The following is a 17608-nucleotide window of genomic DNA, read 5'->3' as shown; positions in this document are numbered from 1 at the left end:
ATGCGGCTTAGCGCCACCGAAACCCGCCAGATGGCGATTTTATTTCTGAGGGGTGATCCGCGCAGAAACAGCGTGCCCCGATCAGTTTTCAGCACAATCAAAGGGCGTGACCATGGACATGCGGCTCTGAGTCGCGACGGGCGGTGCTTTCAGGATCTGGTTGGCGTAGAGCAAGCTGAGGAAGGCATTGCGCATGTCGCTGGCAATGTCGTGCTGCAAGGCAACGGTGATATATCCCTGCCGCAAAAGTGTTCGGTTCTCGCTATCCAGATCATGGGCGACATAGGCGCGGGGGAAGTGGTCATAACTCTTCAGAAGTTCCAATATGGCGCGATTGGCCCCGCCCATGGAATAGACGCCCAGTATCGGTCCAAGGCCCGGAGCGGACAGCTTCTCCTGCAGCACCGCTCGGGTCTCAAGCGCAAGCCCGGCCCCGGCTGCAACTGTCATCAGCCGCAGATCAGGGCGGCGCTCTGACATCAACCTGAGGAAGCCGCGTCGCCTTTGAGCCTCGCCGTGAAAGGCCAATTGGCTGAGTGTGGTCAAGATGGTTGCCCCGGGCGGTGAACTTCCCGGCAGACATTTGTCGATCATATAGGCTGCCGACTGGCCGGCCGCGTAGTTGTCCGGGCCGCAATAGGCGCGGCGAGCACTTCTTGGCAGATCGGTAAAGGCGCAGACAACCGGAATGCCCCTACTGTCCAATTCAGCGACCATTGCGGTGATCTCAGGCAGATCCCGCACCTTCAGCACCACCCCGTGACTGCCACGTTTGACGATCTGCCGAAGCAGAGCAACGCAGTCAGGCGCGGACATGATCTGGCGAAAACTATAGCGCGCGTGGATCACCGCCGGGCCAATGGTGGGCAGGACCGCCTCAGTCGCGTGTCGAATTTCTCGGCTGAACCGTTCGGGCGCTTCCACCAGGACGTCGAAATAAAGCCGCCGCCCACGTGCTGAGAGTTGTTGTTCCTGCCCCTCCAGTTCGGCGATGGCTGCGCTTACACGGGCCCGGCTGCGGGGGCTGACATTGGCGCGTTCGTTCAGGACACGGTCCACAGTTGCCGTGCTCAGCCCGGATTGCCGGGCGATATCCTTGATCGGAAAAGGATGACTCATTGATGTATTTTTGATGGATTTGCGCGCTGACCACAAGCGCCCGCCCTGGCAATCTCTCCTCATAGCAAAATGCACGGCAGAGAGGAGACCACGATGACAGTTGCTGTTACACCGATGGAGCAGGCCTATTTTGACCCCGAAGGATGCGAGCTGAGTGATTTCGCTGCGCTGGTTGAACGGGAACTGACGCCCGACCAAGTTCCGCTGGCCAGCAAGATTAAGAAGAATATCCCGATCTATGACATGGCCGCGCTGGGCGAGACGCTGAGCGATGTCCGCGCGCGCCAACGGTTGATGGCAGAATGGGCGTATGGGCTGCGATATGGGGCAGGTGTTCTGGTCTTACGGCAGGCCTTTCAGGATCTCGCGCCGATTGATGCCGCCAGCGTCATCTATAATCGTATCATCGCAGACGAGAAAGCCGCAACCGGCGGGGGCGCAGATCACTTTGCTACCACAGGGGCAAATGACCGGATTTGGAATGCGTTGCAAAAGCTCTGCGAGGCGGCACCAGATGTGTTCGCCCGCTATTTTTGTAACGCATCTATCGCAGCTGTTTGCGAGGCTTGGCTGGGGCCGAACTACCAGATGACAGCGCAGATCAATCTGGTGCGGCCGGGCGGTGCCGCGCAGCAGGCGCATCGTGACTATCATCTGGGCTTTCAATCAGCGGAAACCTCCGCGCAGTATCCGGCCCATGTGCATGACCTATCGCCGGTCCTGACGCTGCAGGGGGCGGTGGCCCATACCGATATGCCGGTGGAGAGCGGCCCCACCAAGCTGTTGCCGTTTTCGCAACAATACCGTGCGGGCTACGCAGCGTGGCGGCGCGCGGACTTCCGAGCCTATTTCGAGGAACGTTGCGTGCAGTTGCCTCTGGCCAAGGGGGACGTGGTGTTTTTCAATCCGGCCTTGTTTCATGCCGCTGGTGAGAACCGCTCGGAGGAAATTCAGCGTATGGCGAACCTGTTGCAGGTCTCGTCTGCCTTTGGGCGCGCTATGGAGACCGTGGATCGGCGCGGCATGTCAGAACGGCTTTTCCCGGCACTGGTCAAACTGAAGCGTGAAGCAGTCATGAGTGAGCCTGATCAGGCCGCAGCAATTGCAGCCTGCGCAGAGGGGTATTCTTTTCCAACCAATCTGGACCGGGACCCGCCGGTGGGCGGTTTGGCCCCACAAACACAGGCCGGGCTGTTTCATCAGGCCCTTACCGAGGGTTGGACATCCGAGCGTTTCAACAAGGCACTGGCGGCACAGGACTTGCGCCGCCAGGCATAAGGATCTGATCGCTTACAACGCGACCGGTGCCCCCGTCTCAAGCGATTTGGCGGCGGCATCGGCCAACATCTGGGCGCGCAGCCCGTCGTCGATGCTGGGGGAGGGGGTGTTGCCTGTTTGTACGGCTTCGACAAATCGCGCCATCTCGTTGCGATAGGCTGCTTCATAGCGCTCAAGAAAGAAGTGCTGCGCAGGGGCTGTCTGAAAACCGGTGGTTCCGGCTACTTCTACTGTGTTTTCCAGCATGTTCGCCGCACGGAGCATCCCCTTGGAGCCATGTACCTCCACCCGTTGGTCGTAGCCGTATGTGGCCCGCCGAGAGTTGGAGATCTGGCAAATCTTTCCGCTGGCCGTGGTGAGCGTAACGGCGGCTGTGTCCACATCGCCTGCTTCGCCAATGGCGGGATCGACCAGCGCTGAGCCAACCGCGAAGACCTGTACGGGTTCCTCGGCCAATAGGAAGCGCGCCATGTCGAAATCATGGATCATCATGTCCCGGAACAGTCCGCCTGAAGTTTTAATATAGCTGATCGGCGGTGGAGAGGGATCGCGTGACAGGATCGAGACGATCTCCACATCACCGATCTCGCCTGCCCGCAGGCGCTGTTGCAGATTGGCAAAATTGGGATCGAAGCGACGGTTGAACGCTGTGAGGAAGGCAACACCAGCCTCTGTCACTGCCGTTTGGCAATCGCGAATGCGGTCAGCGGACATATCGACGGGCTTCTCGCAGAATATTGCCTTACCTGCGGCAGCGGCCTGATGGATCAGGTCGTAATGCGTATCAGTCGGAGTGCCGATCACCACCGCGTCGACGTCCGCGCTGGTGATCAGGGCAGAGGCTTCGCGCACATCCGCGCCGATCTTGCTGGCCAGCGCATTCGCGGCATCCGGCATCGCGTCGGCAACCGCAGTGACGCGCACCCCGTCCAATTGCCCCACAGATCGCGCATGGACCTGCCCGATGCGTCCGCAGCCCAGAAGGCCGATATTCAACATTGTGTCTCTCCCTTGAAGGCGCGAAGAACGCTGCGCGCCGCAGCAACGACTGGATCATGGGTCTCGGACAGGATGCTTACCCTGTCGAAGCGGTCCGGATCACTATTCACCGCATCGCGCATCGCTGCTCCAAAGACCATGCGCAACTCGGTGCCGATATTGAATTTGCAGATACGCGACTCGCGGGCCAGCATCCTGCGCTGCGGCACCGGCACGCCGGAGCCGCCGTGGATCACCAGCGGCACCTCGGTGATAGCTTCAATGGCGCGGATGCGGTCGATATCGAGGCCGCCTTCCTTGTCCTGTTGCAGATGCACATTGCCGACCGAGATCGCCATGGCATCAACGCCTGTTTCCTGTGCGAATTTCCGTGCCTCCTCCGGGTCGGTACCTGCGGATCCTTCGCCGCCTGAGTAGCCGACAAAGCCGATCTCTCCCTCGCAAGACACGCCTGCGGCATGTGCCATACCGACGATAGCGGCGGTTTCAGCGATGTTGTCGTCTAAAGCATTGCGCGAGCCATCGAACATTACAGAGGTAAAGCCGCTGTCGATGGCAATGCGGCAGTCCTCAGCCGTGTAGCCATGGTCGAGATGGGCGACCACTGGGACCGATGCGCTTTCGGCCAGATGGCGGAACATCTTGCCCAGGATCGGTAGCGGCGTATGGGCGCGGCAGGACGGGCCGGCCTGCAGGATGACCGGCACGCCTTCGGCTTCAGCAGCAGCCACATAGGCGCGCATATCTTCCCATCCCAGTGTGACCAGTCCCGCGACGGCGTACCTATCGCGCAGGGCCGGTTGTAGGACCTCAGCCAGAGTTGCAATGGTCATTTAAACTTGGCCACCATGTCTTTGATGCCGGGGATCGTTTCGACCTGATAGGCATGGGTCGGCTGGAAATACTGGATCAGGCTGCGCTGGCTCAGACCGCCAAGGATGGTGAAATAATACATCTCATATCCTGGCATCACGGCGCAGGGGTGATAGCCCTTGTCGATCATGATCGTGGAGCCATCCATCAACTGGTACGCGTCCCCCGGCTTGCCCTCTTCGCGTTGCAGGATCTGCACGCCAGAGCCGTGGTTGGGACGGAAGCGGAAGTTATAGGTTTCGTCGTGGCGCGTTTCAATGATGTTGCCATCCGCATCCTTGCGATCGGTGTCGTGCTTGTGCGCCGGAAAGCCGGACCAGCCACCCTGGCCCACGGTAAACAGTTCAGACACCAGCAAACGACCGACCTTGTCATGTTGTTTCTGGCCAAGGATGTGTTTGATTTTGCGGTGGGTCTTGGTGTCGTCAGAACCGTATTGGACCTTGTCGATGCCGCCTGCGCGCACGTCAAAAGGTTCCAGCACCTTGTCGTATTTGGCCCCGGCGATGAAGGTCTCGGTCGCATCTGTTGTGCAGGTGATGGTCACCTTGGCCCCGACGGGAATATAGACGCCTTCCGGCTCACCATCCCAGACGTCGGCGGTTCGGTTGCCGACGCCCGCGTAGCTCAGGCCTTCGATCTCAATATCTACAGTGCCAGTCGCGGGAACGATGCAGGTCTCATAGCCGGGCACCTGATATTCAAAGGTCTGGCCCTTGGTCAGTTTGACGATGTTGAAATAGTTCAGCGGAACAAGCGCGTTGTCAGCATCGACAATGGCTTTGTTCTGGTTGTCATGAGGGGCGATATGCATTTGCGGGTCCTTTCAAATTTCGGTGGCGCCGGGGTGCCTTGCAAGAAACGCCTCCAGCGCGGCAAGGTCGGGCATGGCGGGGGCGCAGCCGGGTTTGGCCACCACGACGGAGGCACAGGCTGAGCCGCGCAGAATGGCATCCTTCATCGGACGCCCTTCGGAGAGTGAGGCGAGAAAACCGGCCATGAAACTGTCGCCGGCGCCGGTTGGTTTTAGTGCGTTAACGGGATAGATGCCGGTGCGGATTTCCTGCCCATCGGCAAAGGTGACGGCGCCCTTGGGGCCCATCTTGTAGACCACGACAGAGGCGCTGGTTTCCGCCAGTGTGCGAGCTTTGGCGAGGCCTTTGTCGATGCCACCGGCCATAAAGCCGAATTCCTCATCATTGCCGACAATGATATCGGACATGGCGCCGGCGCGAGACAGGACATCCGCCGCAACCTCAGGCGAGGGCCAGCTGTAAGGGCGGTAGTCCACATCAAAGATGATCGGCAGCCCGGCCGCGCGCGCCAGTTCAAAGGCGCGGAAGGTGGCGCTGCGTGATGGCTCGGCTGCAAAAACCGTCCCGGCTGTGATCAGCGCGCTGTATTGGCTGTAGTCCACCGCCTCCACATCTGCGACGGTCATCTGGAAATCGGCGGCATTGTTGCGATAGATGACGCTCTGGTGATCCTCCACCCGGCTTTCATAGACCGCAAGCGAGGTTCGATATTCACCGGTGATGCGTTTCACGTGAGTCCGGTCAACACCGTAGTTATCCAGCTGGTTGAGGCAGTACCACCCCACCGCATCATCAGAAACGCTGGTGACCAATGCGGCACTGCACCCCATTTTGACCAAACCTGCCGCGATATTGGCGCCGCTGCCGCCCATGGCGACCATCATGTCCTGTGCATCAGCGGTGGCAGTGCCAGCAGGGGTCGGGCACAGGTCCATGCCGACCCGACCTATGACTAAAAAATTGCGGCCGGCCAGGTCTGAGCGGGCCTTGCTTGGCTGACCCATCATACGCCCCGCCGCTGCTTACTACGGCTGGATTCCCAATCGACATGGGCTTCCTTCACTTTGGGGTCGTTGGTGATATGTGGCGTGCCAACCTCCCACCAAGCGTGGCCTTCGGTGGTCCAGCCTTCATAGGCGTCAACCTTCATCACGATGACGGTTGTCCGATCGTTGCTTTGCGCGCGTTTGAACGCCTCGCCTAGCTCTGCGGGATTTGCGACAGTTTCGGTGAGTGCCCCCATTGAGGACGCATGGGCGACAAAATCAACGCCGAAGGCCTCGGGAATGGTGGGGCAATCCTCGAGCAGGTTGTTGAAACTCGTGTTGCCGGTGTTGTTCTGCAGCTTGTTGATGACGGCAAAGCCGCCGTTGTCCAGGACCAGAATGATCAGCTTTTTGCGGCTGAGAACACTGGAGTAGATATCCGAATTCAGCATCATGTAGGAGCCGTCGCCGACAAAGACGATGGTGTCGCGCTCAGGCTCGCGTTCGGCCTGGGCGATGCGTGCTCCCCAGGCGCCGGCAATTTCGTAGCCCATGCAGGAGAAGCCGAACTCCACATCGACGGTGCCGGGCTCCAATGTGCGCCAATTGGCGGTGACTTCCGCCGGAAGCCCGCCAGCCGCCGCGACCACACGGTCTTTCGGATTGCAGAGCGCGTTCACAACACCGATGGCCTGTGCATAGGAATTGGGCCGGTTGTCCCCGTAAGAGACGTTGTCTGCGACATAGGCCACCCAGTTACGGCGGCTCTCCTGAGCACGGGCGACCCAACTGTCAGGGGCCTTGTAGTCACCGCTTGCGGCGCCAAGTTCCAGAAGCCCGCGCTGGGCGTCGCCGACAACCGGCAACGCGCGGTGTTTGCCTGCGTCGTGGCGGGCCGCATTGATCGAGATGAACTGGGCATCCTGCGCAAAGGCGGTCCAGGATCCGGTGGTAAAATCCTGCAACCGTGTGCCAACCGCAAGGATCACATCTGCCTCAGCGGCGATCGCATTGGCGCTGTCCGATCCGGTGACTCCGATGGGACCGATATTGAGTGGATGGGTGTCACGCAGGTTGGCGCGACCGGCGATGGTTTCAACAACCGGGATCTGATGTGTTTCGGCAAAGCTGGTCAGCTCGACCACGGCGCGGCTGTATTGCACACCGCCGCCTGCGATGATCATCGGCCGTTTGGCGCCACGCAGCGCGGCAGCAGCTTCTGCAATCTCGGAAGCATCTGGAGTAAGGCGGCGAATGCGATGGATTTTCTTCTCAAAGAAAACCTCGGGGTAGTCATAGGTCCACCCCTGCACGTCCTGCGGCAGGCCAAGGAAGGCGGGGCCGCAATCGCCGGGATCCAGCATGGTGGCAATCGCGGCGGGCAGCGATTGAATAATCTGCGCCGGATGGGTGATGCGATCCCAGTAGCGCGACACGGGCTTGAAGGCATCGTTCACGCCAAAGGTCGGATCGTTGAAATTCTCCATCTGCTGCAAGACCGGATCCGGCAGACGGGTAAGAAAGGTATCGCCACAGAGCATCAACATCGGCAAGCGGTTGGCATGGGCCAGCGCCGCAGAGGTGAGGAGGTTTGATGTGCCCGGGCCGGCACTGGCTGTGCAGAACATGAATCGCTGGCGCAGCCACTGCTTGGCATATCCGGCTGCGGCAAAGCCCATGCTTTGTTCGTTTTGCCCCCGATACAGCGGCAGCGCATCACGTGCCTCATAGAGCGCTTCGCCAAGGCAGGTCACATTGCCGTGGCCAAAGATGCCGAAGCCACCTCCGCACAGGCGTAACTCCTCGCCGTCAATCTCAATGAACTGATTTGACAGCCATCGGATGATGGCCTGGGCGGTGGTCAGTTTTATCGTTTTCGGCGGCGTCGTCATAAGCAGGGATCCCTGGGATGGTCTGTGGTCGGGTCGATTTGATCTTGCGAGATGTCGAATCCCAAGATACAAGTTTTGCAACCGGTTGCAAATTGAATTTGATAGGTTGGGAGGCCAGAATGACCGAAATCGGCATCGGAATTCTCGGCGGGGGCTACATGGGCAAAGCGCATGCCGTCGCCATGGCCGCAGTGGGCGCTGTGTTCGACACCGCTTTGCGCCCGCGTCTGGAAATGGTCTGCGCCACGACCCCCGCCAGTGCAGAGCGGTACCGGCGGGCCTATGGGTTTCAACGCGCAACAGACGACTGGCAGCTGCTGGTCAACGACCCCAAGGTTGAGGCGATCGTCATCGCATCTCCACAGCAGACTCATCGCGTCGTGGCCGAGGCGGCCTTTGCGCTTGGCAAACCCGTTTTTTGCGAAAAGCCGCTGGGCGCATCACTGGCTGACAGTCGTGCCATGGTGGCAGCGGCGGAGGCGTCGGGATGCCCCAATATGGTCGGGTTCAACTACATTCGAACCCCTGCCAGCCAATATGCGCGTCAGCTGATTGCAGATGGCCTGATCGGAGAGGTGACCTGGTTTCGTGGCGAGCATACCGAAGATTTCTATGCCGACCCGGATGCCCCCGCGACATGGCGCACGGAGGGCGAAGCCAATGGGACCATGGGCGATCTGGCGCCGCATATGATCAATGGTGCGATGGCGCTGATCGGGCCGATCGCGGAACTCATCGCAGAGGTTGAGACCGTTCATATGGACCGCCCCGGTGGCCGTGTCACCAATGACGACCAGGGGCAGATGATGTGCCGTTTTGCCAATGGGGCGATGGGGCAGATGTTCTTTAGCCGCATCGCGACAGGTCGCAAGATGGGCTATGCCTATGAAATTACGGGAACAAAAGGTGCGATCCGGTTCGATCAAGAGGATCAGAACGCGCTTTGGCTCTATCTCAGCGAGGGCGACGAGGCCACGCGCGGTTTTCGTAAGATCCTGACTGGCCCTGCGCATCCCGACTATCTGCCATTTTGCCAGGGGCCGGGGCACGGCACCGGTTATCAGGATCAGATCCTGATCGAGGCGCGCGATTTCCTGCGCGCAATTGAAACACAGACACCGGTCTGGCCGACATTTGAGGATGGTATGGTCGTAAACCAGGTGATTGCTGCTGCCATGGCCGCCTCTGAAGCGCGGGCCTGGCAAACCGTATCCACGTTCTAAGCATTTAAGAAAGCACTGAAAAATGACGATCAGAATTGGCAATGCCCCATGTTCCTGGGGGGTAGAGTTTGCACAGGATCCCCGTAACCCGGACTGGCGCAGCGTTCTGAAGGATTGCGCCGAAGCTGGCTACAAGGGGATTGAGTTGGGCCCTGTGGGCTACATGCCCGAAGATCCCGCAATTCTGCGGGATGCGCTGGCCGAGCATGATCTGGAGTTGATCGGCGGCGTGGTGTTCCGGGCGTTCCATGATCCTGATCAATGGGACGACGTCCTGGACGGGGCACATCGTACCTGCAAGGCGCTGAAGGCGCATGGAGCAGAGCATTTGGTTCTGATCGACTCCATCTCGCCCCGCCGTGCGCCGACCGCTGGTCGCGCATCGGAAGCTGAACAGATGAGCCAAGCAGAATGGTCGGCATTCCGCGACCGGCTGGCCACAGTAGCCCAGATCGGGACCGAGGAATACGGTCTGACTGTCGGCATCCATGCCCATGCTGCGGGGTTCATGGATTTTGAGCCGGAGCTGGAGCGTTTGCTGGATGAAGTTGACGACAAGATCCTGAAGATTTGTTTCGATACAGGCCACCATTCCTATGCCGGATTTGACCCGGTTGCCTTTGTGAAACGGCATATGGACCGTATCAGCTATATGCACTTCAAGGATATTGATCCCAAGGTGAAGGCAGATGTGATCGCCAAGCGGACAAATTTCTACGATGCCTGTGGGCAGGGGATTTTCTGCAATCTCGGCGAGGGGGATGTGGATTTCCCAGCCGTTCGGCAACTGCTTGTTGATGCTGAATTTTCCGGCTGGTGCACGGTGGAGCAGGATTGCGATCCGACGCTGGATCCTGACCCCATTGGTGATGCGCGGGCCAATCGCGAATACCTCGAATCTATCGGTTTCAACTAGGGAACAACACCATGACAAAACTGAAATGGGGTATGATCGGCGGCGGCGAAGGCAGCCAGATCGGACCAGCTCATCGTCTGGGCGCAGGACTGGATGGTGCATTTGAATTCGTGGCAGCGGCCTTGGACCACCGTCCAGAAGAGGGGCGCGCTTATGGTCAGCGGCTGGGGCTTGCGGCGGATCGCGCCTATGGTGACTGGCAGGAGATGCTGGAGGGGGAGCGCAACCGCGACGACCGGGTTGATCTGGTGACTGTGGCTACGCCCAATGCCACGCACTTTGAGATCACCAAGAGGTTTCTGGAAGCTGGCTTTCATGTGCTCTGCGAAAAGCCGATGACAATGACCGTGGAAGAAGGCGAGGAAATCGTCAATATCGCCAAGGCGCAGGGAAAGATCTGCGCCGTGAACTATGGCTATTCCGGCTATTCGCTTGTCCGTCATATGAAGGCGATGGTCGCGCGTGGCGACCTTGGCAAAATCCGGCTTGTGAAGGCTGAATTCGCCCACGGCCACCATGCGGACGCGGCTGATGCAGACAATCCGCGGGTGCGTTGGCGCTACGATCCCGCGCAGGCCGGAGTCTCTGCCCAATTCGCTGATTGTGGTATTCACGCGCTGCATATGGCGAGTTTTGTCATTGGTCAGGAGCTGGAACGCCTGTCAGCAGATACAGTCAGCTGTATCGACAGCCGGGTTCTGGAAGACGACGCCATGGTCAATATGCGCTTTGATGGCGGCACCGTCGGGCGGCTCTGGACCTCGTCGGTGGCGATCGGACGCCAGCACGGGCTGACCTTGCAGGTGTTTGGTGAGACAGGTGGTCTTCGTTGGTCTCAGGAGCAGCCAAACCAGCTTTATTGGATGCCCCTTGGTGAGCGGTTGCAGGTGATCGAACGTGGCGAGGGCAACCTCAGCCCAGAGGCCGATCGCACCAGTCGTGTCACAGTTGGCCACGCCGAAGGGATGCCTTTGGCATTTGCAAATATTTATAGCGACTTGGCTGAGGCGATCAGGGCCGACAAAGTGGGACGCTCGATGGATCCCGCCGCCGACCTATACCCGCGGGCCGAGGACGGGTTGCGGTCAATGGCGGCGGTTTTTGCGGTCGCTGAAAGCGGGGCCACAGACGGTGCGTGGGTTGATGCCCGCCCGCCGATGTTTCGCTGATTGAGGCGTTGGCCTGAAGCAGGGGCGTCGGCATCTGGCGCCCTTCTTCTTTGCCGGTGGTTCAAGGTTTTTACGGCCGCAGCGTTCCGCGCTCCACCACATGGCATGGAAAAATACGCGCCTCGGGATAACGTTCGGGGTCGTCCAGCATGGCGACAACCAACTCGATTGAGGAATTGACGATCTGTTCGATTGGTTGATGAATCGTGGTGAGATCGATGCTCTCCCAGCCGGCCATTTCCATGTCGTTGAGACCAATAACGCCAATGTCGTTTGGTACTTGTAAACCTTGCTCGCGGATAGCGCTAAGGGCGCCGATCGACAAAACGTCATCGCCGCAGAAATAGGCTTCGGCGGGCGCGCTCTGCAACAGGCGCAACATTTCTCGACGGCCGGCATCGAATGAATAATCCTCTGCAAAACTTGCAGAAATTACGATCTCTGGGTGGGCGTCCATCTCACTTGTGAACCCTTTGTAGCGATCCTGGGTCGAGGTGGCTGTTTGGGGGCCGCCCATGAAGGCCAGTCTGCGATAGCCGCGCGCGACAAGGGTGCGTGCGGCTATCCGGCCACATTCGACGTTGTCGATCCCCACAACATGTACCTGCGGGGTGGAGGACGAGCGGCCAAAACTGTGGACCACAGGCACGCCAGCATCGCGAAACGCCTTGGCAAATCCCGGCGGGAGAGTGGATGAGGCTACAACGACACCATCCACGGAATACTGTCGCAGCATCCGCACCGAGTTTTCCGGATCCGTTTCATCGGAGAGGTTCACCAGCAGTGGCCGCAGGCCGCGATCCTGCAGGCGGCGGGTGAACCGGTCAAAGACCTCAAGGAAGATCGGGTTGTGAAAGTTGTTGGAGACCAAGCCTATCAGTTTGGTGCGCCCGGTTGTTAGCGACGAGGCCAGCGCATTGGGACTATAGCCAAGCTCTTGTGCAGCTTTTTCGACTTTGCGCCGCATCTTTTCCGAGACCGACGCCCCATCGGTGAAGGTCCGTGATACCGCAGATCGCGATACTTGGGCTCGTTCTGCCACATCTTTCAGCGTTACAGCCATGTCAGGTCTTCCCTTTGTCGGGGCCGATATCGGGCCCGTCCGCTCATATCGCAACCGGCTGCGTGCCGGGTCAGACTACCTATCGCGGATTTCGTCAGAGTTCAGCAGAAAAAATGGTGTCACATTTTGCAACCGGTTGCAAAATTATTCGATTCGTGATTACCTCTTGTTCGACGCAGAGGGGAGCGCCCGGACGCGGTCACGACGAAAAACTTTGGGAGGAAAGAATGACGTCAATTTTCAAGACATTCATGCTGGCGACAACAGTTGCTGCAGCACCGCTGATGGTAGCAACGACTGCCTCTGCCGAAGGCGAGAAATACATCCTGGTTAGCCACGCGCCTGACAGTGACAGCTGGTGGAACACCATCAAAAATGGCATTGCCCTGGCTGGTGAGCAGATGAACGTCGAGGTGGAGTACCGCAACCCGCCGACCGGTGACCTGGCAGATATGGCCCGCATCATCGAACAGGCCGCGGCATCAGGTCCCAACGGCATCATCACCACCCTGTCCGACTATGAGGTGCTGTCCGGCCCGATCCGCGCAGCGGTCGACAGCGGTGTTGACGTTATCATCATGAACTCCGGCACCCCGGATCAGGCCCGCGAAGTTGGGGCGCTGATGTATGTTGGTCAGCCGGAGTATGACGCAGGCCATGCGGCGGGTATGCGTGCCAAGGCCGATGGCGTAGGCAGCTTTCTCTGTGTGAATCACTACATCAGCTCGCCGTCTTCGACAGAACGCTGCCAAGGTTTCGCCGACGGGCTTGGCGTTGAGCTGGGTGACCAAATGATCGACAGTGGTCAGGATCCAGCCGAGATCAAGAACCGTGTTCTGGCATATCTGAATACCAACCCCGAAACCGACGCGATCCTGACCCTTGGGCCGACCTCAGCAGATCCGACCATGCTGGCGTTGGATGAAAATGGGATGGCTGGTGATATCTACTTTGGTACCTTCGATCTGGGCGAGGAGATCGTCAAAGGTCTGAAATCCGGTGTCATTAACTGGGGTATCGATCAGCAGCCTTTCCTGCAAGCATATCTGCCGGTTGTGGTTCTGACCAACTACCACCGCTATGGCGTGCTGCCTGGCAACAATATCAACTCTGGCCCTGGTTTTGTAACCAAGGACGGCCTGGAAAAGGTCGAACAGTTCGCGGGCGAGTACCGGTAATCATCTCCCCCATGGGTGGGCGGTCGGTGTAAATTGGCCGCCCTTTTTTCAGAGAGAGCACTATGTCTGACGCACAAACCCAATTTGCGGACGATGAGCGGATCAAGAACCGTTCGAAGTTCCGCGAGGCGATGATCCGACCAGAATTGGGCGGGATCATCGGAACTATCGCCGTCTTTGCCATGTTCCTGATCTTTGCCGGTGATAGTGGCATGTTCAACAGTCAGGGTGTGATGAACTGGAGCCAGATTTCGGCGCAATTCATGATCATCGCGGTTGGAGCCTGCCTGCTGATGATTGCTGGCGAATTCGACCTATCTGTCGGCTCTATGATTGGCTTTGCGGGAATGTTGATCGCCATTTTCAGCGTAACGCTGGGCTGGCCGGTCTGGTTGGCTATTCTGGTAACCTTTGCGATCGCGACAGCCATCGGTGCGCTGAACGGATTTATTGTGGTGCGCACGGGTCTGCCCAGTTTTATCGTGACGCTTGCGTTTCTCTTCATCCTGCGTGGCTTTGCTATCTATCTGCCACAAACCATTGAACGTAAAACTATTATCGGTGGTGTGGCTGACGCTGCCGAAGGTGATTGGCTGGCTTCATTGTTTGGAGGTAAGATCCTGACAGGCCTGTTCCAGTGGTTTGGCGACAATGGTTGGATTGCTGTTTTTGAACGCGGCACCCGCAAGGGGCAGCCGGTGGTCGATGGGTTGCCAATGCTGATTGTCTGGGCAATCCTGTTGGTCATCGTCGGCCATGTGATCCTGACCAAGACACGGTTTGGCAACTGGATTTTTGCAGCTGGCGGCGATGCTGAGGCCGCGCGCAATTCCGGCGTGCCGGTGAACCGCGTCAAGATTCTGATGTTTATGTTCACGGCCTTCTGCGCGACCGTTTTTGCCACTTGTCAGGTCATGGAATTTGGTGGTGCCGGTTCGGACCGCGGCTTGCTGAAAGAATTCGAGGCCATCATTGCCGTGGTGATCGGCGGTGCCTTGCTAACCGGTGGCTATGGGTCAGTTGTGGGGGCAGCACTGGGCGCGTTGATTTTTGGCGTGGTTCAGCAAGGGCTGTTCTTTGCTGGGGTCGAAAGCTCGCTCTTTCGTGTGTTCCTGGGTCTGATCCTGCTGTTCGCGGTGATCCTCAATACCTACATCCGCCGTGTTATCACAGGGGAGCGTTGATATGATTGCTACACAAACTCCGCTGGTTCGGATGCAGGGCATCGAGAAGCACTTTGGCAGTGTGATAGCTTTGGCTGGCGTCTCTGTTGATGTGTTTCCGGGCGAGTGCCATTGCCTGCTGGGCGATAATGGCGCTGGAAAATCCACTTTCATCAAGACAATGTCAGGGGTGCATAAACCCACCAAAGGCGAGATCCTGTTCGAAGGTCAGCCGATGCATTTTGCGGATCCGCGCGATGCGATCACTGCGGGGATTGCTACGGTTCACCAACATCTTGCGATGATCCCTTTAATGTCAGTCAGTCGTAACTTCTTCATGGGCAACGAGCCGATCCGCAAGATCGGGCCCTTGAAACTGTTCGATCACGACTATGCCAATCGGATTACCATGACTGAGATGCGTAAAATGGGCATCAATCTGCGGGGGCCGGATCAGGCCGTCGGCACCCTGTCTGGTGGTGAACGGCAGACCGTCGCGATCGCTCGTGCTGTCCACTTCGGTGCCAAGGTGTTGATTCTGGACGAGCCGACATCGGCTTTGGGCGTGCGCCAAACCGCAAATGTTCTGGCCACCATCGACAAGGTCCGCAAGCAGGGCGTCGCGGTGGTCTTTATCACCCACAACGTGCGCCACGCGATGGCGGTGGGGGATCGATTTACCGTACTGAACCGGGGTCAAACCCTCGGCACTGCGCGGCGCGGTGAAATCACCCCGGAAGAGCTGCAAGATCTAATGGCCGGCGGGCAAGAACTGGCCACATTGGAGGGAAGCCTGGGCGGCACTGTTTGACTGAAGAATGAGTGAGAGAGACAGATAAGGCAACCGCCCAGATCGTTTGGTTCGGGCGGTTGTCTGTTTTCCCCATTGCCCTAAACCGTCTTTGAGCGGCGCGAGACACTTCAAAGTTTTGCTGAGCAGATCTCGATCATCCTGATATTGCTGAACGCGTAATGATCAATAATGTCAGAGGCGACGCTGGTGATAACGCTAGGACCTAACGTGTAAGCCGCCGCCGCAAGACACATGCGGCTGGCAGCGTACCAACCTCGGTTTTGATTGGTGTTGCGTTGTGGTTAAACCAGAACTCCTCGGTTTCGGTCTGTCGTATTCGCACGCCTTCAGGCAGCGATCTGGTGGCCAAGCCCGCCTGTGCGCATAGCAACGCGATCAGATGATCCAATCCCGTCGCGTCCAGCCACCCGCCACAATAAATTTGACGACCGGAGGTGACGGCAACTTTTTTTCCGGAAGTGTCACGCAATAGGGCCTTGGCCGAGCCTTCCAAGGTTTCAACATAACCTTTGATGTTACCCTGTGTCGGGGGGGCAAGCGGTACCGACATATCGGGTCGCAGGCTTTCGGTTGCGATGACGCGTAAATCCAGTCCAGTCAGGCCTGGCGGGAGCGGCACAGGAATGGAAAATTCCTCGTTGCGGACACCCGTACGTGGACCATAGAGAATGATCGCAGAGGTCTGGGTGAGCGCGTCACGCAGGGGTTGGGCCAGATGCATGAGTCCGGGTGCAAGGATCAGATTGTAGCCCGCAAAATCACGCCGAGTAGGCGCGGCAATATCCACAGATAGACCGGCCCGCCTCAGGGCGCGGTAGTGGTCAAGCACCAGGTTGAAGTAACTCAGCCCCGCGCCATGGGGCTGGGTCTGCCAAGCCCATTCGGCGTCATAGTCAAAGATCAGTGCCACAGGCGCCTGTGTGTGCTGCACGTCTGGTGTTGTTGCCAGTTCTTCAGAGACTTGCTGTGCCTCTGCGAATGCTTGGGCGGGCACACTGTCAGGACGCAGCATCCCAGCGTGCATTTGTTCCTGTGCAAAGGGAGCCTGTCGCCAACGGAAATAGCAAACGGCCTCGGCCCCATGAGCAAAGGCTTCCCAAGTCCAGAACCGCACCATTCCAGGCAGGGGGGCCGGGTTGTAGGGTGCCCAGTTTACTGGTCCGGGTTGCTGTTCCATAACCCACCAACGCCCTCGCCCCACAGCGCGATAAAGATCGTGATGAAAAGCTTGGAAATCGGGATCGCCTTGGCGGGCATAGCGCCGTTGATCTTCAGCGCTGGCGCCAACGCGGTCTTCAAGAAATCCTAGTGGATAACTGTCCCAACTGGCGATATCGAGGTCGTCACCGGTCTTGTAGTGATCAAAATCGGTGACACGACCCATGTAGTTATGGGCAATTGGTGCGCGGGAATGCGTCCGCAAAATGCGGGCCTGATCGCGATTGAAGGCCACTACCTGATCGGAAGAAAACCGCCGGAACGCCTGAACGTGAGCAGGATTGGGTTCTGTTACGGTCAGATTTGGCAATGCAATCTGGTCAAAGCGGTTATAGTCCATGGACCAGAACACATTCCCCCACGCGATATTCAGCGCAGATATATCGCCGTCATAGCGTTGCTCCAGCCATTTGCAAAAGGCCAGCTGCGCGGCAGGCGAATAGCTGATCGTGGTGTCATGGCAGCCATATTCATTGTCCGTCTGCCAGGCTGCGATACGGTCACCAGGGCCGTAACGTTCGGCAATCAGGGTTACAATTCGACGGCATTCAGCGCGGTAACCCTCGTGACTGAAACAATAATGTCGGCGCGAGCCGAACCCGCGCGGTCGGCCCTCGGCATCCAGCGCCAACATGTCCGGGTGTCTATCCAATATCCAGCGTGGCGGTGTTGCGGTTGGTGTGCCTAGAATAACTTTCAGTCCCGCAGAAACCAGCGTATCAATAGCGCGGTCCAGCCAGTCCCAACGCAGGTCGCCTGAGGTGGGTTCGATACGGGACCAAGCGAATTCACCAATCCGCACCCATGTAAGCCCGACCTCGACCATGCGTGCGGCGTCCTCTTGCCAGATTTCTTCCGGCCAATGTTCGGGGTAATAGCAGGTGCCAAGCGTGCGCTGCATA

At 58.5% G+C, this 17608-nt stretch carries 15 protein-coding genes; 7 read left to right on the top strand and 8 right to left on the bottom strand.

Going from position 1 to position 17608, the window contains the following annotated elements; all coding sequences use genetic code 11:
* Positions 1-81: 81 nt before the first annotated feature.
* Positions 82-1119, bottom strand: coding sequence for a LacI family DNA-binding transcriptional regulator (locus PhaeoP97_RS12190; RefSeq protein ID WP_237028933.1), 1038 nt, complete (start codon positions 1117-1119; stop codon positions 82-84).
* Positions 1120-1212: 93 nt separating this feature from the next.
* On the opposite strand from PhaeoP97_RS12190, the gene PhaeoP97_RS12185 reads away from it, so the two are divergent.
* On the top strand, positions 1213-2397 hold the full coding sequence (locus PhaeoP97_RS12185) for a phytanoyl-CoA dioxygenase family protein (protein WP_072505281.1): 1185 nt from the start codon (positions 1213-1215) through the stop codon (positions 2395-2397).
* 12 nt (positions 2398-2409) lie between these two features.
* Here PhaeoP97_RS12185 and iolG read toward each other — a convergent pair whose 3' ends face one another.
* From iolG to iolD, 5 genes are read right to left on the bottom strand one after another with little or no spacing between them, the layout of a single operon-like run.
* Positions 2410-3396, bottom strand: coding sequence for an inositol 2-dehydrogenase (gene iolG, locus PhaeoP97_RS12180; protein ID WP_072505280.1), 987 nt, complete (start codon positions 3394-3396; stop codon positions 2410-2412).
* Positions 3390-4229: a class II fructose-bisphosphate aldolase gene (locus PhaeoP97_RS12175; protein WP_072505279.1), complete on the bottom strand. Its 840-nt coding sequence runs from the start codon at positions 4227-4229 to the stop codon at positions 3390-3392. The genes iolG and PhaeoP97_RS12175 overlap by 7 nt, the downstream gene beginning before the upstream one ends.
* Complete coding sequence (locus PhaeoP97_RS12170) at positions 4226-5083, bottom strand: 5-deoxy-glucuronate isomerase (protein WP_072505278.1); 858 nt, start codon at positions 5081-5083, stop codon at positions 4226-4228. The genes PhaeoP97_RS12175 and PhaeoP97_RS12170 overlap by 4 nt, the downstream gene beginning before the upstream one ends.
* A gap of 12 nt (positions 5084-5095) precedes the next feature.
* Positions 5096-6088, bottom strand: coding sequence for a 5-dehydro-2-deoxygluconokinase (gene iolC / locus PhaeoP97_RS12165; protein WP_072506460.1), 993 nt, complete (start codon positions 6086-6088; stop codon positions 5096-5098).
* Positions 6088-7962, bottom strand: a complete 1875-nt coding sequence (gene iolD / locus PhaeoP97_RS12160; protein WP_072505277.1) for a 3D-(3,5/4)-trihydroxycyclohexane-1,2-dione acylhydrolase (decyclizing) — start codon at positions 7960-7962, stop codon at positions 6088-6090. Before iolD ends, iolC begins: the two co-directional genes overlap by 1 nt.
* A 119-nt stretch (positions 7963-8081) precedes the next feature.
* Between iolD and PhaeoP97_RS12155 the strand changes: the two genes are divergently transcribed.
* Genes PhaeoP97_RS12155 through PhaeoP97_RS12145 form a run of 3 tightly spaced genes read left to right on the top strand, consistent with a single transcriptional unit; the run spans position 8082 to position 11270 of the window.
* The gene (locus PhaeoP97_RS12155) at positions 8082-9185 is read left to right on the top strand and encodes a Gfo/Idh/MocA family protein (protein WP_192849658.1); all 1104 of its coding nucleotides are present in this window, start codon (positions 8082-8084) and stop codon (positions 9183-9185) included.
* A gap of 22 nt (positions 9186-9207) precedes the next feature.
* A complete protein-coding gene (locus tag PhaeoP97_RS12150; protein WP_072505275.1) occupies positions 9208-10101 on the top strand; it encodes a sugar phosphate isomerase/epimerase family protein in 894 nt (297 codons plus the stop codon).
* An 11-nt stretch (positions 10102-10112) separates the two neighbouring features.
* On the top strand, positions 10113-11270 hold the full coding sequence (locus tag PhaeoP97_RS12145; protein WP_072505274.1) for a Gfo/Idh/MocA family protein: 1158 nt from the start codon (positions 10113-10115) through the stop codon (positions 11268-11270).
* A gap of 70 nt (positions 11271-11340) precedes the next feature.
* Here PhaeoP97_RS12145 and PhaeoP97_RS12140 read toward each other — a convergent pair whose 3' ends face one another.
* Entirely contained in the window at positions 11341-12333 is a 993-nt protein-coding gene (locus PhaeoP97_RS12140; RefSeq protein WP_072505273.1) for a LacI family DNA-binding transcriptional regulator, read from the bottom strand.
* Between the two features lie 227 nt (positions 12334-12560).
* Between PhaeoP97_RS12140 and PhaeoP97_RS12135 the strand changes: the two genes are divergently transcribed.
* The 3 genes from PhaeoP97_RS12135 (at position 12561) to PhaeoP97_RS12125 (ending at position 15485) form a co-directional block, all read left to right on the top strand.
* On the top strand, positions 12561-13511 hold the full coding sequence (locus PhaeoP97_RS12135) for a sugar ABC transporter substrate-binding protein (RefSeq protein WP_072505272.1): 951 nt from the start codon (positions 12561-12563) through the stop codon (positions 13509-13511).
* Positions 13512-13573: 62 nt separating this feature from the next.
* Positions 13574-14695 carry an ABC transporter permease gene (locus PhaeoP97_RS12130; RefSeq protein WP_072505271.1) on the top strand — a complete coding sequence of 374 codons (1122 nt, stop codon included), beginning with the start codon at positions 13574-13576 and terminating at the stop codon, positions 14693-14695.
* Position 14696: 1 nt separating this feature from the next.
* The gene (locus tag PhaeoP97_RS12125) at positions 14697-15485 is read left to right on the top strand and encodes an ATP-binding cassette domain-containing protein (RefSeq protein WP_072505270.1); all 789 of its coding nucleotides are present in this window, start codon (positions 14697-14699) and stop codon (positions 15483-15485) included.
* 205 nt (positions 15486-15690) lie between these two features.
* Here the strand turns inward: PhaeoP97_RS12125 and PhaeoP97_RS12120 are convergent, their stop codons facing one another.
* Positions 15691-17607 (bottom strand): beta-galactosidase, encoded by a 1917-nt coding sequence (locus PhaeoP97_RS12120; RefSeq protein ID WP_072505269.1) that lies wholly within the window; start codon positions 17605-17607, stop codon positions 15691-15693.
* Position 17608: the final 1 nt, after the last annotated feature.

Origin of the sequence: Phaeobacter porticola (assembly GCF_001888185.1) — a bacterium.
Classification (GTDB): Bacteria; Pseudomonadota; Alphaproteobacteria; order Rhodobacterales; family Rhodobacteraceae; genus Phaeobacter; species Phaeobacter porticola.
Note: the sequence above shows the minus strand (reverse complement) of the source record. Positions and strands in the feature narration are given on the sequence as shown.

Bases quoted from the DNA above. Each gene is read 5' to 3' on its own strand.
- PhaeoP97_RS12190 (WP_237028933.1), bottom strand. From the start codon at position 1,119: ATGAGTCATCCTTTTCCGATCAAGGATATCGCCCGGCAATCCGGGCTG.
- PhaeoP97_RS12185 (WP_072505281.1), top strand. From the start codon at position 1,213: ATGACAGTTGCTGTTACACCGATGGAGCAGGCCTATTTTGACCCCGAA.
- iolG (WP_072505280.1), bottom strand. From the start codon at position 3,396: ATGTTGAATATCGGCCTTCTGGGCTGCGGACGCATCGGGCAGGTCCAT.
- PhaeoP97_RS12175 (WP_072505279.1), bottom strand. From the start codon at position 4,229: ATGACCATTGCAACTCTGGCTGAGGTCCTACAACCGGCCCTGCGCGAT.
- PhaeoP97_RS12170 (WP_072505278.1), bottom strand. From the start codon at position 5,083: ATGCATATCGCCCCTCATGACAACCAGAACAAAGCCATTGTCGATGCT.
- iolC (WP_072506460.1), bottom strand. From the start codon at position 6,088: ATGGGTCAGCCAAGCAAGGCCCGCTCAGACCTGGCCGGCCGCAATTTT.
- iolD (WP_072505277.1), bottom strand. From the start codon at position 7,962: ATGACGACGCCGCCGAAAACGATAAAACTGACCACCGCCCAGGCCATC.
- PhaeoP97_RS12155 (WP_192849658.1), top strand. From the start codon at position 8,082: ATGACCGAAATCGGCATCGGAATTCTCGGCGGGGGCTACATGGGCAAA.
- PhaeoP97_RS12150 (WP_072505275.1), top strand. From the start codon at position 9,208: ATGACGATCAGAATTGGCAATGCCCCATGTTCCTGGGGGGTAGAGTTT.
- PhaeoP97_RS12145 (WP_072505274.1), top strand. From the start codon at position 10,113: ATGACAAAACTGAAATGGGGTATGATCGGCGGCGGCGAAGGCAGCCAG.
- PhaeoP97_RS12140 (WP_072505273.1), bottom strand. From the start codon at position 12,333: ATGGCTGTAACGCTGAAAGATGTGGCAGAACGAGCCCAAGTATCGCGA.
- PhaeoP97_RS12135 (WP_072505272.1), top strand. From the start codon at position 12,561: ATGACGTCAATTTTCAAGACATTCATGCTGGCGACAACAGTTGCTGCA.
- PhaeoP97_RS12130 (WP_072505271.1), top strand. From the start codon at position 13,574: ATGTCTGACGCACAAACCCAATTTGCGGACGATGAGCGGATCAAGAAC.
- PhaeoP97_RS12125 (WP_072505270.1), top strand. From the start codon at position 14,697: ATGATTGCTACACAAACTCCGCTGGTTCGGATGCAGGGCATCGAGAAG.
- PhaeoP97_RS12120 (WP_072505269.1), bottom strand. From the start codon at position 17,607: ATGCAGCGCACGCTTGGCACCTGCTATTACCCCGAACATTGGCCGGAA.